The following is a 13,284-nucleotide window of genomic DNA, read 5'->3' on the forward strand; positions in this document are numbered from 1 at the left end:
GACCGGGTCTCGCGGACTCCGAGCGGGTCTCGGCGGGTAGGAGCTGTGGGGTGGGAGGTGTGGGGTCGGGTGGGGGTGGGTTCTGTCCGGTCGGGCTCGGTCGGGTCGGTCGTGCCGGTCGTGCCGGTCAGGCCGAGCCGATGGAGCGCACCGCGGCGCCGAAGACCCACGGGACGCGTGCGGCCGCGGGCACGACGAGCCGGCGCACGGGTCGCAGCCGGGTCGCGGTCACCAGGCCGAGGGTGAGGGCGGTGTGCCGGCGGGTGACCGCTCGCCACCTCGCGTCGTACGAGGCGGGGTCGTCGTCCGTGACCGCGGCCACCGCCGCCTCCCCCTGGGCGACCCCGAGCATCGTCCCCTCCCCCGTGAGCGCGTCGACGTAGCCGGACGCGTCGCCGACGAGCAGCACGCGCCCGGCGACCCGCCGCCGGGTGCGCTGGCGCAGCGGCCCGGCACCCCGGGCCGAGCTCGCGGCCGCGGCGTCGCCGACCCGCTCGAGCAGCGCCGGGAAGCCGGCGAGATGGGTCTCGAAGGGGGCCCGCCGCCGGGTGAGGACCGCGACCCCCACCATCGTGCCGTCGACCGGGGTGACGTAGGCCTCGGCGTCCCGGCCCCAGTGGACCTCGACGTGGTCGCTCCACGGCGCGACGGCGAAGTGCTGGCGCAGGCCGTAGCGCGGCGTGCCGGAGGCGGGGCGCTCGAGCCCCAGCGCACGGCGCGTCGGCGAGTGCAGGCCGTCTGCGGCCAGGAGGTAGCGCGCGCGCACCCGGGTCTGGCTCCCGTCGCGGGTCACCCGCACGGTGACCCCGTCGGCGTCCTGGGTGATCTCGCCGGCCCGCCCCGTGACGAGCTCGACGTCGGCCGCGCCGACGCGATCGGCGAGCGCAGCGTGCAGGGTCGTGCGCCGCACGCCGCGCCCGGGGCCGCTGCCGAAGCCGGCCTGCGCCGACCGCTCCCCCGCCACGTAGCGGATCCCCGCGATCGTCACCCCTGCGGGGTCGACCCCGAGCGCGCGCAGGGCCTCCAGGCCCGCCGGCATGAGCCCCTCGCCGCACGCCTTGTCGACGACCCCGACGCGCTGCTCGACGAGGGCGCACGACAGGCCGGCACGCCGCGCATGGAGCGCGGTGGCCAGGCCGACGGGCCCACCTCCGATGATGACGACGTCGAGCACCGACCCATCATGACTGCCCACCTCGCAGACGGCGCCTGCGCGGCCCGCCCGGTTACCGTGGCGTGGTGCCGCAGACCCCTCGACGACCCGTCCTGCGGGCAGCACGCGGCCTGGCCCTGACGACCCACCCGGGCCCCGCCGTGGCGGTCACGGCCCTGAGCGCTCTGCTCTCCCGCGCGGCCTCCCTCCCCCTCTCGCGCGGCAGCCGCGTGGTCACCGCCGTGGCGTGCGGTCAGCTCGTCATCGGGTGGACGAACGACCTCGTCGACGTCCAGCGCGACCGGGCCGTCGCGCGAGCCGACAAGCCGCTGGCGAAGGGGGACGTCTCCCCCGTCGCCGTGGGGTCGGCGGCCACCCTCGCCGCCGTGAGCTGCGTCGTCGCCTCGCTCGGCTGCGGGCGCCGCTCGGGCCTGACCCATCTCGGGCTCGTCGGCTGCGGGGTCGCCTACAACCTCGGCCTCAAGAGCACGTGGTGGTCCTTCGCGCCGTACGCTCTCGCCTTCGGCTCGTTGCCCTCCGTCGCGACCCTCGCGGCCCCCTCCCCCGCCCTCGCGCCGTGGCCGACGACGGCCGGGGCGGCGCTGCTCGGGGTCGGGGCCCACCTCGTCAACGCCCTGCCCGACCTCGAGGACGACGAGGCGACCGGCGTCGCCGGGCTGCCGCACCGCCTCGGCGAGCGCCGCACCCGACAGCTCGTCGGCGCCGTCCTGCTCGGATCCACGCTCGTCCTGCTCGCCGGGCGTCGCCCCCTTCGCGGGGCCGATCTCGCACCCCTCGCGGCGACGCTCGCCCTCGTGCCCCCGGCGGTCCGCACCCGCGGCCGCTCCTCGCTCGCCGCGGTCGTCGCGATCGCGGGCGTCGACGTCGCCCTGCTCGGCAGGGGCCGACCCCTGGAAGGATCCCCGTAGATGACCGCACCCCCGCTCGACCGCGCCAGCAGGCTCCGCTCGGTCGGCGCCGTCCTGCCGCCGTACCGCTACGACCAGACCGAGCTCACGACGATGTTCCTCGACATCCTCGGCGAGCAGGACATCCACCCCGAGGTCGTGCGGCGCACCCACGCCAACGCCGGCGTGAGCCAGCGCCACCTCGCGATCCCCGCCGAGCGCTACGCCGCGCTCGAGGACTTCGGGGCGGCCAACGACGCCTTCATCGAGGCCGCCGTCGAGCTCGGCGCTGCCGCCATGCTCGACGCGCTCTCTCAGGCCGAGCTCACCCCCTCCGACGTCGACCTCGTCATGTCGACCACCGTCACCGGGCTGGCCGTGCCCTCGCTCGAGGCCCGGATCGCGGCGCGGATCGGGCTGCGCCCCGACGTCAAGCGGGTGCCGCTCGTCGGCCTCGGCTGCGTCGCCGGGGCCGCGGGAGTCGCCCGCGTGCACGACTACCTCCTCGGGCACCCGCAGGACGTCGCCGTCCTCGTGGCCGTCGAGCTGTGCAGCCTCACCGTGCAGCGCGACGACGCGTCGATGGCCAACGTCGTCGCGAGCGGCCTCTTCGGCGACGGGGCGGCCGCGGTCGTCCTCACGGGCGCCGAGCGCGAGGCGCCCTCGCCGTCGACGAGCCCGGGCAGCGACGTCGTCGTCGTCGAGTCGCGCAGCCGGATGTACGCCGGCACGGAGCGCGCCATGGGCTGGGACATCGGGCAGACCGGGCTGAAGATCGTCCTCGGCGCTGAGGTGCCCGGACTCGTCCTGGCCAACCTGCGCGGCGACGTCGACGGCTTCCTCGCCGACCACGGGTTGACCCGCGACGACATCGGCTGGTGGGTCGCCCACCCGGGCGGGCCGAAGGTCCTCGAGGCGATGCAGGACGCGCTCGAGGTGCCCCGTGAGGCCCTCGGCATGACGTGGTCCTCGCTCGACCGCATCGGCAACCTCTCCTCGGCGTCGGTCCTGCACGTCCTCGCCGACACCCTGCGCGACCGTCCCCCGGTCCCGGGGACCCACGGGATGCTGCTCGCCATGGGCCCCGGCTTCTGCCTCGAGATGGTCCTGCTGCACGCGGAGGAGTCACGATGAGGTCCACGACCGCCTACTACGGGCTCGTCGCCGCCGTCGGGGTCGAGCGCCTCGTCGAGCTCGTCGTGGACCGCCGCAACCGCCGCTGGGCGGCCGAGCAGGGCGGTGTCGAGACCGGCGTCGGCCACTACCCGGCGATGGTGGCCCTCCACACCGGGCTGCTCGCCGGGTGCGTCCTCGAGGTGTCGAGGGCCCGACGCCCCTTCGTCCCCGCCGTCGGCTGGCCTGCGGTCGCCGGTGTCGTCGCGGCGCAGGGCTTGCGCTGGTGGTGCATCCGCACCCTCGGGCGCCAGTGGAGCACGCGCATCGTCGTCATCCCGGGCGCCCAGCGGGTGACCTCCGGCCCCTACCGCGTCATCCCGCACCCGAACTACGTCGCCGTCGCGACCGAAGGGGTGGCCCTGCCCCTCGCGCACTCCGCGGGCGTCACCGCCACCGTCTTCACCGTCCTCAACGCCGTCCTCCTGCGCCACCGCATCCGCCTCGAGGACGAGGCGCTGCGCTCCCTTCGCCCCGGCACCACCGCCGAGGAGGAGACACCCGAGAGGAGCTGACATGACCGACGCCACGCTCGAGTTCGTCGGGACCGCGACGAGCCTGCTGCGGCTGGGTCCCTTCACGGTCCTCACCGACCCGAACTTCCTGCACCGCGGGCAGCTGGCCTACCTCGGCAAGGGGCTCGCCAGCCGACGTCTCACCGAGCCCACCCGCACCCCGGCCAGCCTGCCCGAGCTCGACGCGATCGTCCTGTCGCACCTGCACGGCGACCACTTCGATCGGGTGGCCCGCCGCGAGCTGACGCGGGACCCGCCGTTGCTCACGACGCCGCAGGCCGCCCCCCGCCTCGCCCGGTGGGGGTTCGACTCTGTCGGGCTGAGCACGTGGAGCAGCCACGAGCTCGAGCGTGACGGGGTCGGGCTGAGCATCACCTCGACGCCCGGACGGCACGCCCCGGGTCTCGCGCAGGCGCTGCTGCCGGCGGTCATGGGCTCGGTGCTCACCCTCGACACCGGCAGCGGCGAGCCCCTGCGGGTCTACGTCACCGGGGACACCCTCTACCGCGAGTCGCTGCGCGAGGTCGTGGAGCGCTGCGGCCCGGTCGACGCCATGGTCGTCCACCTCGGGGGCACCCGCGTGCTCGGCCTGCTCGTGACGATGGACGACGAGCAGGGCGCCCGTCTCGTGCAGACGATCCGCCCGAAGGTCACCGTGCCGGTGCACTTCGACGACTACCGGGTCTTCCGGTCGCCGCGCGAGGACTTCGTCGCCCGCTTCGCCCGCGACGCGCTGCCCGGCGACCTGCGGGTCGTCGAGCGCGGCCGGACGATCTCGCTGGTGCCGTAGCCATGACGTACTACGTCGGGGTGTCCGGGTGGCGCTACCGCGCGTGGCGGGGCGACTTCTACCCGCAGGGGCTGGTCCAGCGCCGTGAGCTCGAGTACGTCGCGCAGCGGATGACCTCGGCGGAGATCAACGGCTCCTTCTACTCCCTGCAGCGCCCGTCGTCGTACGCGACCTGGCACGACGAGACGCCCGACGACTTCGTCTTCGCCGTCAAGGGCGGGCGCTTCATCACGCACATGAAGAAGCTGCGCGACGTCGAGACGCCGCTGGCGAACTTCTTCGCGTCCGGGGTGCTCGCGCTCGGCCGCAAGCTCGGACCGGTGCTGTGGCAGCTGCCCGCTCGCACGACCTTCGACCCGGGCCGTGTCGGGGACTTCCTCGCGATGCTCCCCCGCACCCTCGACGAGACCGCGCGGCTCGCCCGCGGGCACGACGACAAGCTCGCCGAGGGCCGCGCGCTCGTCGACCTGCCCGACGGCCTCGACGGGCGCCGGAGGGTCCGGCACGCCCTCGAGCCGCGGCACCCGAGCTTCGACACCGACGAGGCTCGTGAGCTGCTGCGAGCCCACGACGTCGCCATGGTCGTCGCCGACAGCGCCGGCCGGTGGCCGCGCATGGAGGACTCGACGACCGACCTGCACTACGTGCGCCTGCACGGCGAGACCGAGCTGTACACGAGCGCGTACCCGCCGAGCTCGCTGGACCGCTGGGCCGAGCTGTGCCGCGAGTGGCATGACCAGGGGGGCGACGTGCACGTCTACCTCGACAACGACGCGCGAGGGCACGCGCCCCACGACGCCGTCTCGCTGCTGGACCGGCTGGGCGGCGTGCCGGAGCACCGCACTCCCGTCCCCGGCGGCCCGGGCGAGCAGGGCGGCGGCTGACCAGCGCCCGGGCCGTCGGCGCCGCTACGCTGACGTGGGACATGCAGGACGGGTCGCCCCGCGCTGGTGCTCGCGCGATCCCGCCACCCACCTCACCGAGGAGCCCCCCGAGATGCACGTCCTCATCGCCACCGACGGCTCGAAGCAGTCGCTGCGGGCCGCCCGACACCTCAAGTCCTTCGCCGACCCGGCGAAGATCGACACCATCACCGTCCTCGCCGTCACCCGCCCCCTCGCGGCGCTGTCCTTCCACGACGAGATCTCGCCCGACGCGCGCCGGCCCAAGCCGATGGCCGAGGCGTCCTTCCGCGCCGAGGCCGAGGCGGCGGTCAAGGTCGTCGCCGCCGAGTTCGACGACTGGGAGGGCACGACGGTCAAGCGCAGCGTGCGCAGCGGCACCCCGTCGACGGAGATCATCCGGGCGGCCAAGCTCGGTGACGTCGGCCTCGTCGTGCTCGCCAACGGCAACCGCGGGCTGAGCGAGAGCATCCTCATCGGCAGCACCGCGGCCCGTGTGCAGGCGTCCGCGCCGTGCCCGGTCCTCGTCGTGCGACCGACCCCGAGGCCGCGGCGGCGCAAGAGCTGACGGCAGACGCGGGGCGCCGCACCGGTCGGAGGTGATGCGGGCGTGAGCGACGCCGACCTGAGGGTGCCGCCGGGGCCTGGGATCCCCGGCGGTCTCGTCATCCCCGGGGGCGAGCTGCGCGAGCGCTTCTCGCGCAGCTCCGGACCGGGAGGGCAGGGCGTCAACACGACCGACTCGCGCACGCAGCTCTCCGTCGACGTGTCCGCGACGACGGCTCTGACCGAGTCGCAGCGCCGCCGGGTGCTCGACCGGCTCTCCGGCCGGCTCGTCGACGGGGTGGTCACGGTCGACGCCTCCGAGCACCGCTCGCAGCGCCAGAACAGGTCTGCAGCACGCGACCGCCTCGCGGCCCTGCTGCGCGAGGCGCTCGCCCCTCCCCCGCCGCCACGGCGGGCGACCCGGCGCACGCGTGGCTCGCAGGAACGTCGGCTGGCGGCCAAGCGGGAGCGCTCGTCGACCAAGCGCGCCCGCTCCCGGCCGCGCGGGGACGACTAGCCGGTCGGCGGGCCCGGGTGCGGCCCTCGAGCCCAGGCGAGGACCTCGTCGAGATCCAGCCCGTAGGTGGGCCCGCCGGTGCGCTGGTAGGCCCCGACCCGCTCGCACCCGCGCTCGACGAGCCGCCGACCTCCGGTCTCGTTGCCCCGGGCGAGGTGGGTGATGCCGACGCAGACCTGCGCCAGCCCCTGCCAGAGGTCGCGCTCCGGCGACGGGGCGGCCTTCCACCTCGCCTCGAGCACCTCGTGCGCCGAGAAGGGTCGCCCCTCGCGCAGCAGCCGACGGGCCTCCTCGACCGTCTCCAGCGGCGGCAGGGGGTCCTCGCTCACCGGCTCGACCCCGGTCGCCCCGTAGGGCAGCGGACGGCCGAGGGCGTCGCGCGGGCGGGACTGGCGCGGGCGGCCCTCGTCGTCGCGGTCGCGGCTCACGACGACCTCATCTCGTCGGGCAGCTGCAGGGCGACGACCCGCCCCGACGCGACCTCGTCCTCACCGGCGGTCATCGTCAGCGCGACGGTGACCTTGCGGCCCTTGACCTCCTCGACCCGCCCGCGCACGACGAGCTCGACGCCCATCGGGGTGGGGCGCTGGTAGCGCACCTCGAGCGTGCCGGTGACGTAGCGCAACGACCCGTCGCTCTCGAGGTCGCGACCGGCGGCGTGCGTCCCGGCGAGCGCGGCCGACCCGGTGCCCGAGCAGTCGAGGACGGAGGCGACGAGCCCGCCGTAGACGTAGCCCGGCATCGCCGTCTGCTCGGGCCCGGGGGTGAAGCGGGTGATCGTCTCGGTGCGCGACCCGTCGGCCCACCGGGTCTTCAGGTGGTGCCCGAAGGGGTTGCGCGCCCCGCAGCCGTAGCAGTGGGCCGCGTCGGCGGGGTAGTGGTCCTGGACGGCCGGTCCCTCGTCGGCCGTGGCGGCAGCGCCACCGTCGATCTCGGCCCGCCGGGTGCCCAGCCAGCGCCGGCTCGCCTCGACGAGAGAGTCACCGAGCGGCGTCGGGTTGTGGGCGACCTCCCAGCGGTAGCCGTCCGGGTCGGCGAAGTAGCCCGAGTACCCGCCCCACTCCCGGCGCTGCCCCGCGGTGACCTGCGCGCCGGCCGCGGCCGCGTCGGAGAGCACCGCGTCGACCTGGTCGGCGTCGGTGACGTTGTGCGCGAGGGTGATCGGCGCGATCCCCTCGGCCGGCTCGCCGACCTCGGCGACGAAGCCCGCGCGGTCCCACAGCGAGAGGACGAGGCCGTGGGCGAGGGGCAGGAAGAGCACCTCCCCCGGCTCGTGGAGGACCGGCTCCCAGCCGAGCCCGTCGACGTAGAAGTCGTGCGACCGCCCGACGTCGGCGACGGCCAGGGTGACGAAGTTCGCGCGCTGCTCCATGCCCGCCACGCTAGCCCGGCCCCGCCGCACGAGCAGGTGCGACGGGGCCGGGCATCGGTGCGGGCGGCTCGGTCGGCACCGGGGTGGGAGAGGTGGTCAGTGCGAGGTGCCGGCCTCCTGCGTCGTCGGCTCCTCGTCCCGGGCGTCGCGACGGTTGGCCATGAGGCTCGTGATCGTCGTGATCGTCAGCGCGCCGACGATCACGCCGAGCGAGGCGAGCGTCGGGATCGTCGGGACCGACTCCCACACCCCGTGCGCCCAGTGGAGGATGAGCTTGACGGAGATGAAGGCGAGGATCGCCGCGAGACCGTAGCCGAGGTGGCGCAGCTTGCCGATCATCCCCTCGAGGACGAAGTACAGGGCGCGCAGGCCGAGCAGGGCGAAGGCGTTGGTGACGAAGACGAGGTAGGGGTCGCCGGTGATGCCGTACACGGCGGGCACGGAGTCGATCGCGAAGATGAGGTCGGTGCCGAGGATGGCGAGGACGACGAGCGCGAGCGGGGTCAGTGCCTTGCGACCGCGCTCCCCGACGACCATCTTCGTGCCGCGGTAGTCGTCGGTCACCGGGTAGAGGCGGCGGGCGAGGCGCACGATCTTCAGCTCGTCGACGTCGACGCTGTGCTCGCCGGAGCGGGCGTCGCGCAGGACGGTCCACGCGGTGAAGAGCAGGATCGCGCCGAAGAGGAGGAACATCCACGAGAAGCGCGCGATGAGCGCCGCGCCGACCGCGATGAAGGCACCACGCATGACGAGGGCCCCGACGATGCCGATGAGCAGGACGCGCTGCTGCAGCACCCGCGGCACGGCGAAGCTCGTGAGGATGAGGATGAAGATGAAGAGGTTGTCGACGGAGAGCGACTTCTCCACGAGGTAGCCCGTGTAGTACTCGACGCCGATCTGGGAGCCGTGCTGGCTCCACACCCACAGCCCGAAGGCGAGGGGCAGGGCGATGTAGAAGGCCGACCAGCCGACGGCCTCCTTCATGGAGACCTCGTGCGGGCGCCGGGTGAGCAGGAAGTCGAGGGCGACGAGCGCCAGGACGCCGGCGATCGTCACCCACCACAAGGTGGCGTCCGCGATGGACTCGATACCGGGAGCGGCCGAGGCGGCCGAGGACAGGGAAGACACAGCAAGGACCTCGCATCGTCGAGCGGTGCGAGGTCTCCTTCGCCCGACGCCGGGCCGTGCACCGGGCGGGGCATGGACCCCGCGGAATGACCGGCGACACGCTGGGAAGTACTCCCCTCGTGGTTGCACATTAAACCAGGCGCGCCCTCAGCGGGGCAAAGCAGCGGGGGTGTCGTACCCCTCCCCTACAGTCGATGACATCTGGTCGATGTGTAACAAGGTGTCACGAGAGGACGCGACGATGCGCAACCCGTACACGCCCGGTGAGCTGCCCCGCGTCCTCGCCGGACGCGAGGACCAGCAGCACCGCATCCGCGGTGTCCTCAGCCGGGTGAGCGCCTACGGCGAGACCGGCGGCCCGCCCTTCGTCTTCCTCGGCCCGCGCGGCGTCGGCAAGACCTCCTTGCTGCGCGAGGCGCAGCGCGACGCCGACGAGCACGGGTTCCTCACCGCGTGGGTCTCCTGCCATCACGGCGCCCCCTTCCTGCCCGACCTCGTCAGCCGGGTCGACTACGCCCTGCGGGCGGCGGACGTCGTGGCGAAGGGGGATCGCCGCTCCCTGCGCCTCGACGAGATCGCCGTCGAGATCGGCGTCCCGACCGGGGTCAAGGTCTCCGCCCGGACCGCCCCCGACGAGGGGGACGGCGCCGAGACGGGCGCCCGGGTCTCGGCTCTCGAGGACCTCCTGCACGGCACGGCGACCCGGGTGCGCGAGCGCGGCGGGTCCGGCCTGCTCGTGCTCGTCGACGAGCTCCACGCCCCGAGCCGGACCGACCTCGCGGTCCTGCTCAACGCGATGCAGAACCTCACGGGCGGGCGGGAGGACTCCCCCTTCGCCCTCGTCTGCGCCGGCCTCCCCTCGAGCGTCTCCGTCCTCACCCGGGCGGCCACCTTCGCCGAGCGCAGCACCTTCGTCACCCTGCCGCCGCTCGCGCCCGAGGCCGCGGCCCAGGCGGTGGGCGAGCCCGCCGAGGAGCTCGGCGTCGGCTGGACCGGCCCGGCGCTCACGGAGGTCGTCGAGCGCGCCCAGGGCTTCCCCTACCTGCTGCAGGTGCTCGCCCACGCGACCTGGCAGATCGCCTCGCCGGTGGCCGGCGACCGGCTCGGGGTCGCCGACGTCCGCGCCGGGCTCCCCCTCGTCGAGGCGCAGCTCGACGCCATGTTCGCCGCCCGGTGGGGTGCGGCCACCCCGCTCGAGCAGCACCTGCTGACCGTCATGGCGCACGCGGGCAGCGCGAGCGTGACCCGCGCCGAGATCGCGGCGGGCATGGGCCGCTCGACCCAGTCGCTCGGCATGCCCCGCGAGCGGCTCATCGACAAGGGCATCGTCGAGCCCGCCGGGCACGGCCGGCTCCGCTTCACGATGCCCGGCTTCGCCGAGTACCTGCGGGCGACGACGGCGACGGGCGACGCCAGCCGCCCCTCGACGTGACGGGTCAGGACCCGGCGACCATCGCGGCGAAGAGCCCGACGTAGAAGAGGACGAAGATCGCGACGACGGCGACGCCGACGCCGAGGAGCACCGTGCCGACGATGCCGAGGATGCGCCCGATCGAGACGAAGTCGCGGTGGCCGTAGCGCCCCGGGCTGGCGTCGATCTCGCGCAGGGCCTGGTTGCCGAGGTACCACGCGATCGGCGAGGTGACCCACACCCCCATGATGCCGACGATGCCGAGCACGAGGATCGTCACCGCCTGGGGGTGGTCGGGCGGCATCTGCGCCATCTGCGGGAAGGGGTGCGGCGCCCACGGGCCGGCCGCGGCACCCGGCACCTGCTGCTGCGGTGCCGGCTGAGTGCTCCCGGACGCGGGGATCTCGGTCGTGGTGCCGGCCCCCGCCGGACCGGTGACCGGCCCCTGCTCGACGTCGTCGCCCCTGCTCTCCTGCGTCATGCCCGCACCCTACGCGGGGGCCGTCAGGGCGACGATGGGGAGATCTCCCCCGGCCGCGCTACCGTGACCTCGGTCTCGACGCGGAGACCTCCCCCGACCCGTCAGGAGATCGACGATGCGTGCGCTGGTCAAGACCCGTCCCGGACCAGGTCTGGAGCTGGTCGACGTGCCCGAGCCGACGCCCGGGCCGCGCGACGTCAAGATCCGCGTGCTGCGCGCCGGTCTGTGCGGCACCGACCTGCACCTGCACGACTGGGACCGCTGGGCCGCCTCGACGGTCACGACCCCCCTCGTCCTCGGCCACGAGTTCAGCGGCGTCGTCGCCGAGGTCGGCTCCGACGTCACCGACGTCGAGGTCGGGGCGCTCGTCTCGGGCGAGGGCCACGTCGTGTGCGGCCGCTGCCGCAGCTGCCGGGCCGGCCGGCGTCACCTGTGCATCAACACCTCGAGCGTCGGGGTCAACCGCGACGGCGCCTTCGCCGACTACGTCGTCATCCCGGCGACCAACGTCTGGGTCCAGCCCGAGGACTTCGACCCCGACCTCGCCGCGGTCTTCGACCCGCTGGGCAACGCGACCCACACGACCTTGTCCTTCCCGCTCGCCGGTGAGGACGTCGTCGTCACCGGCGCCGGACCCATCGGTGTGATGTCGGTGGCCATCGCCCGGCACGTCGGCGCCCGCTACATCGCGGTCACCGACCTCTCCGACGAGCGTCTCGAGCTCGCCCGTGCCGCCGGCGCCGACATCTGCGTCAACCCGGCCCAGACCGACCTCAGCCAGGTGATGCGCGACCTCGGGATGCGCGAGGGTTTCGACGTCGGGCTCGAGATGAGCGGCGCTCCCCCGGCCGTGGCGTCGATGATCGACCACATGAACCACGGCGGGCGGATCGCGATGCTCGGTCTGCCCGGCGAGCCCTACCCCGTCGACTGGGGCAAGGTCATCACCCACATGATCACCATCAAGGGCATCTACGGCCGCGAGATGTACGACACCTGGTACGCCATGAGCGCGATGCTCTCGACGTCTCGCCCCCTTCGTGATGCGGTCACCTCCGTCATCACCCACCGCTACCCCGCCACCGAATGGCAGACGGCCTTCGACACCGCCCGATCGGGCCGGTGCGGCAAGGTCGTCATGGACTGGAGCTGATCGCATGTACACCATCGAGGACGACCTGGCCGCCGAGCTCGCCGAGATCGAGGCCGCCGGGCTCACCAAGCACGAGCGGCTCATCACGACCGCCCAGTCGGCGCACATCGCGACCTCGCGGGGCGAGGCGCTGAACTTCTGCGCCAACAACTACCTCGGCCTGGCCAACCACCCCGAGATCGTCGCCGCCGCCCACCGGGCCCTCGACGAGTCCGGTTTCGGCATGGCGAGCGTGCGCTTCATCTGCGGCACGCAGACCGGGCACCGCGAGCTCGAGCGGGCGATCGCCGACTTCGTCGGCACGCAGGACGCGATCCTCTTCCCGTCGTGCTTCGACGCGAACGGCGGCATCTTCGAGGTGCTGCTCGGGCCCGAGGACGTCATCATCTCCGACGCGCTCAACCACGCGTCGATCATCGACGGCGTGCGCCTGAGCAAGGCCCAGCGCCGCCGCTACGCCAACCGCGACATGGCCGACCTGCGCACCCAGCTCGAGGAGGCGAAGGGGGCCCGCCGCGTCCTCGTCGTCACCGACGGCGCCTTCTCCATGGACGGCTACCTCGCCCCGCTGGAGCAGATCTGCGACCTCGCCGACGAGTTCGGCGCGCTCGTCATGGTCGACGACTCGCATGCCACCGGCTTCGTCGGCGAGGGCGGCCGCGGCTCGCACGAGGCGTGCGGCGTCATGGACCGCGTCGACATCATGACCGGCACGCTCGGCAAGGCGCTCGGCGGCGGCAGCGGCGGCTACGTCGCGGCCCGTCAGGGCGTCGTCGACCTGCTCAAGCAGCGCGCCCGGCCCTACCTCTTCTCGAACGCCGTCGCGCCGGCCGTCGTCGCCGGCTCGCTGCGGGCGCTGGAGATCGCGCGCGACTCCGACGAGCCGCGTCAGGTGCTGCGCCGCAACGCCGAGCTCTTCCGCGCGCTCATGGGCGAGGCGGGCTTCGAGCTGCTGCCCGGCGAGCACGCCATCGTCCCGGTGATGTTCCCGGGCGAGGACGGCGCGCGCCAGGCCGGCCTGGTCGCCGACCGCATGCTCGAGCTCGGCATCTACGTCATCGCCTTCTCCTACCCCGTCGTGCCGAAGGGGCAGGCCCGCATCCGCGTCCAGCTCTCCGCCGCGCACAGCGAGGACGACGTGCGGGCGTGCGTCGCCGCCTTCGTCCAGGCCCGCGAGGACGTCACCGCCGCCTGACTCCCCATTTTCCCGCCCAGGGCGGGAAAGCTCGACCTCG

General features: G+C 74.0%; 15 protein-coding genes. 10 read left to right on the forward strand and 5 right to left on the reverse strand.

Going from position 1 to position 13,284, the window contains the following annotated elements:
• Nucleotides 1–127: 127 nt before the first annotated feature.
• Nucleotides 128–1,174 (reverse strand): NAD(P)/FAD-dependent oxidoreductase, encoded by a 1,047-nt coding sequence (locus L6241_RS01205; protein WP_368244441.1) that lies wholly within the window; start codon nt 1,172–1,174, stop codon nt 128–130.
• Nucleotides 1,175–1,239: 65 nt separating this feature from the next.
• Between L6241_RS01205 and L6241_RS01210 the strand changes: the two genes are divergently transcribed.
• Genes L6241_RS01210 through arfB form a run of 7 tightly spaced genes read left to right on the forward strand, consistent with a single transcriptional unit; the run spans nt 1,240 to nt 6,504 of the window.
• Nucleotides 1,240–2,082: a UbiA family prenyltransferase gene (locus L6241_RS01210; RefSeq protein ID WP_368244442.1), complete on the forward strand. Its 843-nt coding sequence runs from the start codon at nt 1,240–1,242 to the stop codon at nt 2,080–2,082.
• A complete protein-coding gene (locus L6241_RS01215) occupies nt 2,083–3,195 on the forward strand; it encodes a type III polyketide synthase (RefSeq protein WP_368244443.1) in 1,113 nt (370 codons plus the stop codon).
• Nucleotides 3,192–3,749, forward strand: coding sequence for an isoprenylcysteine carboxyl methyltransferase family protein (locus tag L6241_RS01220; RefSeq protein WP_123091783.1), 558 nt, complete (start codon nt 3,192–3,194; stop codon nt 3,747–3,749). The genes L6241_RS01215 and L6241_RS01220 overlap by 4 nt, the downstream gene beginning before the upstream one ends.
• Nucleotide 3,750: 1 nt before the next feature.
• Complete coding sequence (locus L6241_RS01225) at nt 3,751–4,539, forward strand: MBL fold metallo-hydrolase (RefSeq protein WP_368244444.1); 789 nt, start codon at nt 3,751–3,753, stop codon at nt 4,537–4,539.
• A 2-nt stretch (nt 4,540–4,541) separates the two neighbouring features.
• Nucleotides 4,542–5,423, forward strand: a complete 882-nt coding sequence (locus L6241_RS01230) for a DUF72 domain-containing protein (RefSeq protein ID WP_368244445.1) — start codon at nt 4,542–4,544, stop codon at nt 5,421–5,423.
• A gap of 34 nt (nt 5,424–5,457) precedes the next feature.
• Complete coding sequence (locus tag L6241_RS01235; protein WP_368244446.1) at nt 5,458–6,009, forward strand: universal stress protein; 552 nt, start codon at nt 5,458–5,460, stop codon at nt 6,007–6,009.
• 42 nt (nt 6,010–6,051) lie between these two features.
• On the forward strand, nt 6,052–6,504 hold the full coding sequence (arfB, locus tag L6241_RS01240) for an alternative ribosome rescue aminoacyl-tRNA hydrolase ArfB (RefSeq protein WP_368244447.1): 453 nt from the start codon (nt 6,052–6,054) through the stop codon (nt 6,502–6,504).
• On the opposite strand, the gene L6241_RS01245 is transcribed toward arfB, so the two are convergent.
• From L6241_RS01245 to L6241_RS01255, 3 genes are all read right to left on the reverse strand, one after another.
• A complete protein-coding gene (locus L6241_RS01245) occupies nt 6,501–6,932 on the reverse strand; it encodes a DUF309 domain-containing protein (RefSeq protein ID WP_368244448.1) in 432 nt (143 codons plus the stop codon). The two genes, arfB and L6241_RS01245, sit on opposite strands and share 4 nt — an antisense overlap.
• The gene (locus L6241_RS01250) at nt 6,929–7,876 is read right to left on the reverse strand and encodes a VOC family protein (protein WP_368244449.1); all 948 of its coding nucleotides are present in this window, start codon (nt 7,874–7,876) and stop codon (nt 6,929–6,931) included. Before L6241_RS01250 ends, L6241_RS01245 begins: the two co-directional genes overlap by 4 nt.
• 96 nt (nt 7,877–7,972) lie before the next feature.
• Nucleotides 7,973–9,004 (reverse strand): TerC family protein, encoded by a 1,032-nt coding sequence (locus L6241_RS01255; RefSeq protein ID WP_368244450.1) that lies wholly within the window; start codon nt 9,002–9,004, stop codon nt 7,973–7,975.
• A 208-nt stretch (nt 9,005–9,212) separates the two neighbouring features.
• Here L6241_RS01255 and L6241_RS01260 point away from each other — a divergent pair, with 208 nt between their 5' ends.
• A complete protein-coding gene (locus L6241_RS01260) occupies nt 9,213–10,436 on the forward strand; it encodes an ATP-binding protein (protein ID WP_368244451.1) in 1,224 nt (407 codons plus the stop codon).
• Nucleotides 10,437–10,440: 4 nt separating this feature from the next.
• On the opposite strand, the gene L6241_RS01265 is transcribed toward L6241_RS01260, so the two are convergent.
• Nucleotides 10,441–10,896, reverse strand: a complete 456-nt coding sequence (locus L6241_RS01265; protein ID WP_123091790.1) for a DUF4190 domain-containing protein — start codon at nt 10,894–10,896, stop codon at nt 10,441–10,443.
• Between the two features lie 115 nt (nt 10,897–11,011).
• On the opposite strand from L6241_RS01265, the gene tdh reads away from it, so the two are divergent.
• Nucleotides 11,012–12,049, forward strand: a complete 1,038-nt coding sequence (gene tdh, locus L6241_RS01270; protein ID WP_368244452.1) for an L-threonine 3-dehydrogenase — start codon at nt 11,012–11,014, stop codon at nt 12,047–12,049.
• Between the two features lie 4 nt (nt 12,050–12,053).
• Nucleotides 12,054–13,244, forward strand: a complete 1,191-nt coding sequence (locus L6241_RS01275) for a glycine C-acetyltransferase (RefSeq protein ID WP_191563680.1) — start codon at nt 12,054–12,056, stop codon at nt 13,242–13,244.
• The last annotated feature ends 40 nt before the right edge of the window (nt 13,245–13,284 follow it).

Origin of the sequence: Janibacter sp. Y6, from assembly GCF_040900765.1 — a bacterium.
Classification (GTDB): domain Bacteria; phylum Actinomycetota; class Actinomycetes; order Actinomycetales; family Dermatophilaceae; genus Marihabitans; species Marihabitans melonis.

Coding starts and splice junctions, on each gene's coding strand:
- L6241_RS01215 (WP_368244443.1), top strand. CDS start 2,083: ATGACCGCACCCCCGCTCGACCGCGCCAGCAGGCTCCGCTCGGTCGGC.
- L6241_RS01220 (WP_123091783.1), top strand. CDS start 3,192: ATGAGGTCCACGACCGCCTACTACGGGCTCGTCGCCGCCGTCGGGGTC.
- L6241_RS01225 (WP_368244444.1), top strand. CDS start 3,751: ATGACCGACGCCACGCTCGAGTTCGTCGGGACCGCGACGAGCCTGCTG.
- L6241_RS01230 (WP_368244445.1), top strand. CDS start 4,542: ATGACGTACTACGTCGGGGTGTCCGGGTGGCGCTACCGCGCGTGGCGG.
- L6241_RS01250 (WP_368244449.1), bottom strand. CDS start 7,876: ATGGAGCAGCGCGCGAACTTCGTCACCCTGGCCGTCGCCGACGTCGGG.
- L6241_RS01260 (WP_368244451.1), top strand. CDS start 9,213: ATGTGTAACAAGGTGTCACGAGAGGACGCGACGATGCGCAACCCGTAC.
- L6241_RS01265 (WP_123091790.1), bottom strand. CDS start 10,896: ATGACGCAGGAGAGCAGGGGCGACGACGTCGAGCAGGGGCCGGTCACC.
- tdh (WP_368244452.1), top strand. CDS start 11,012: ATGCGTGCGCTGGTCAAGACCCGTCCCGGACCAGGTCTGGAGCTGGTC.
- L6241_RS01275 (WP_191563680.1), top strand. CDS start 12,054: ATGTACACCATCGAGGACGACCTGGCCGCCGAGCTCGCCGAGATCGAG.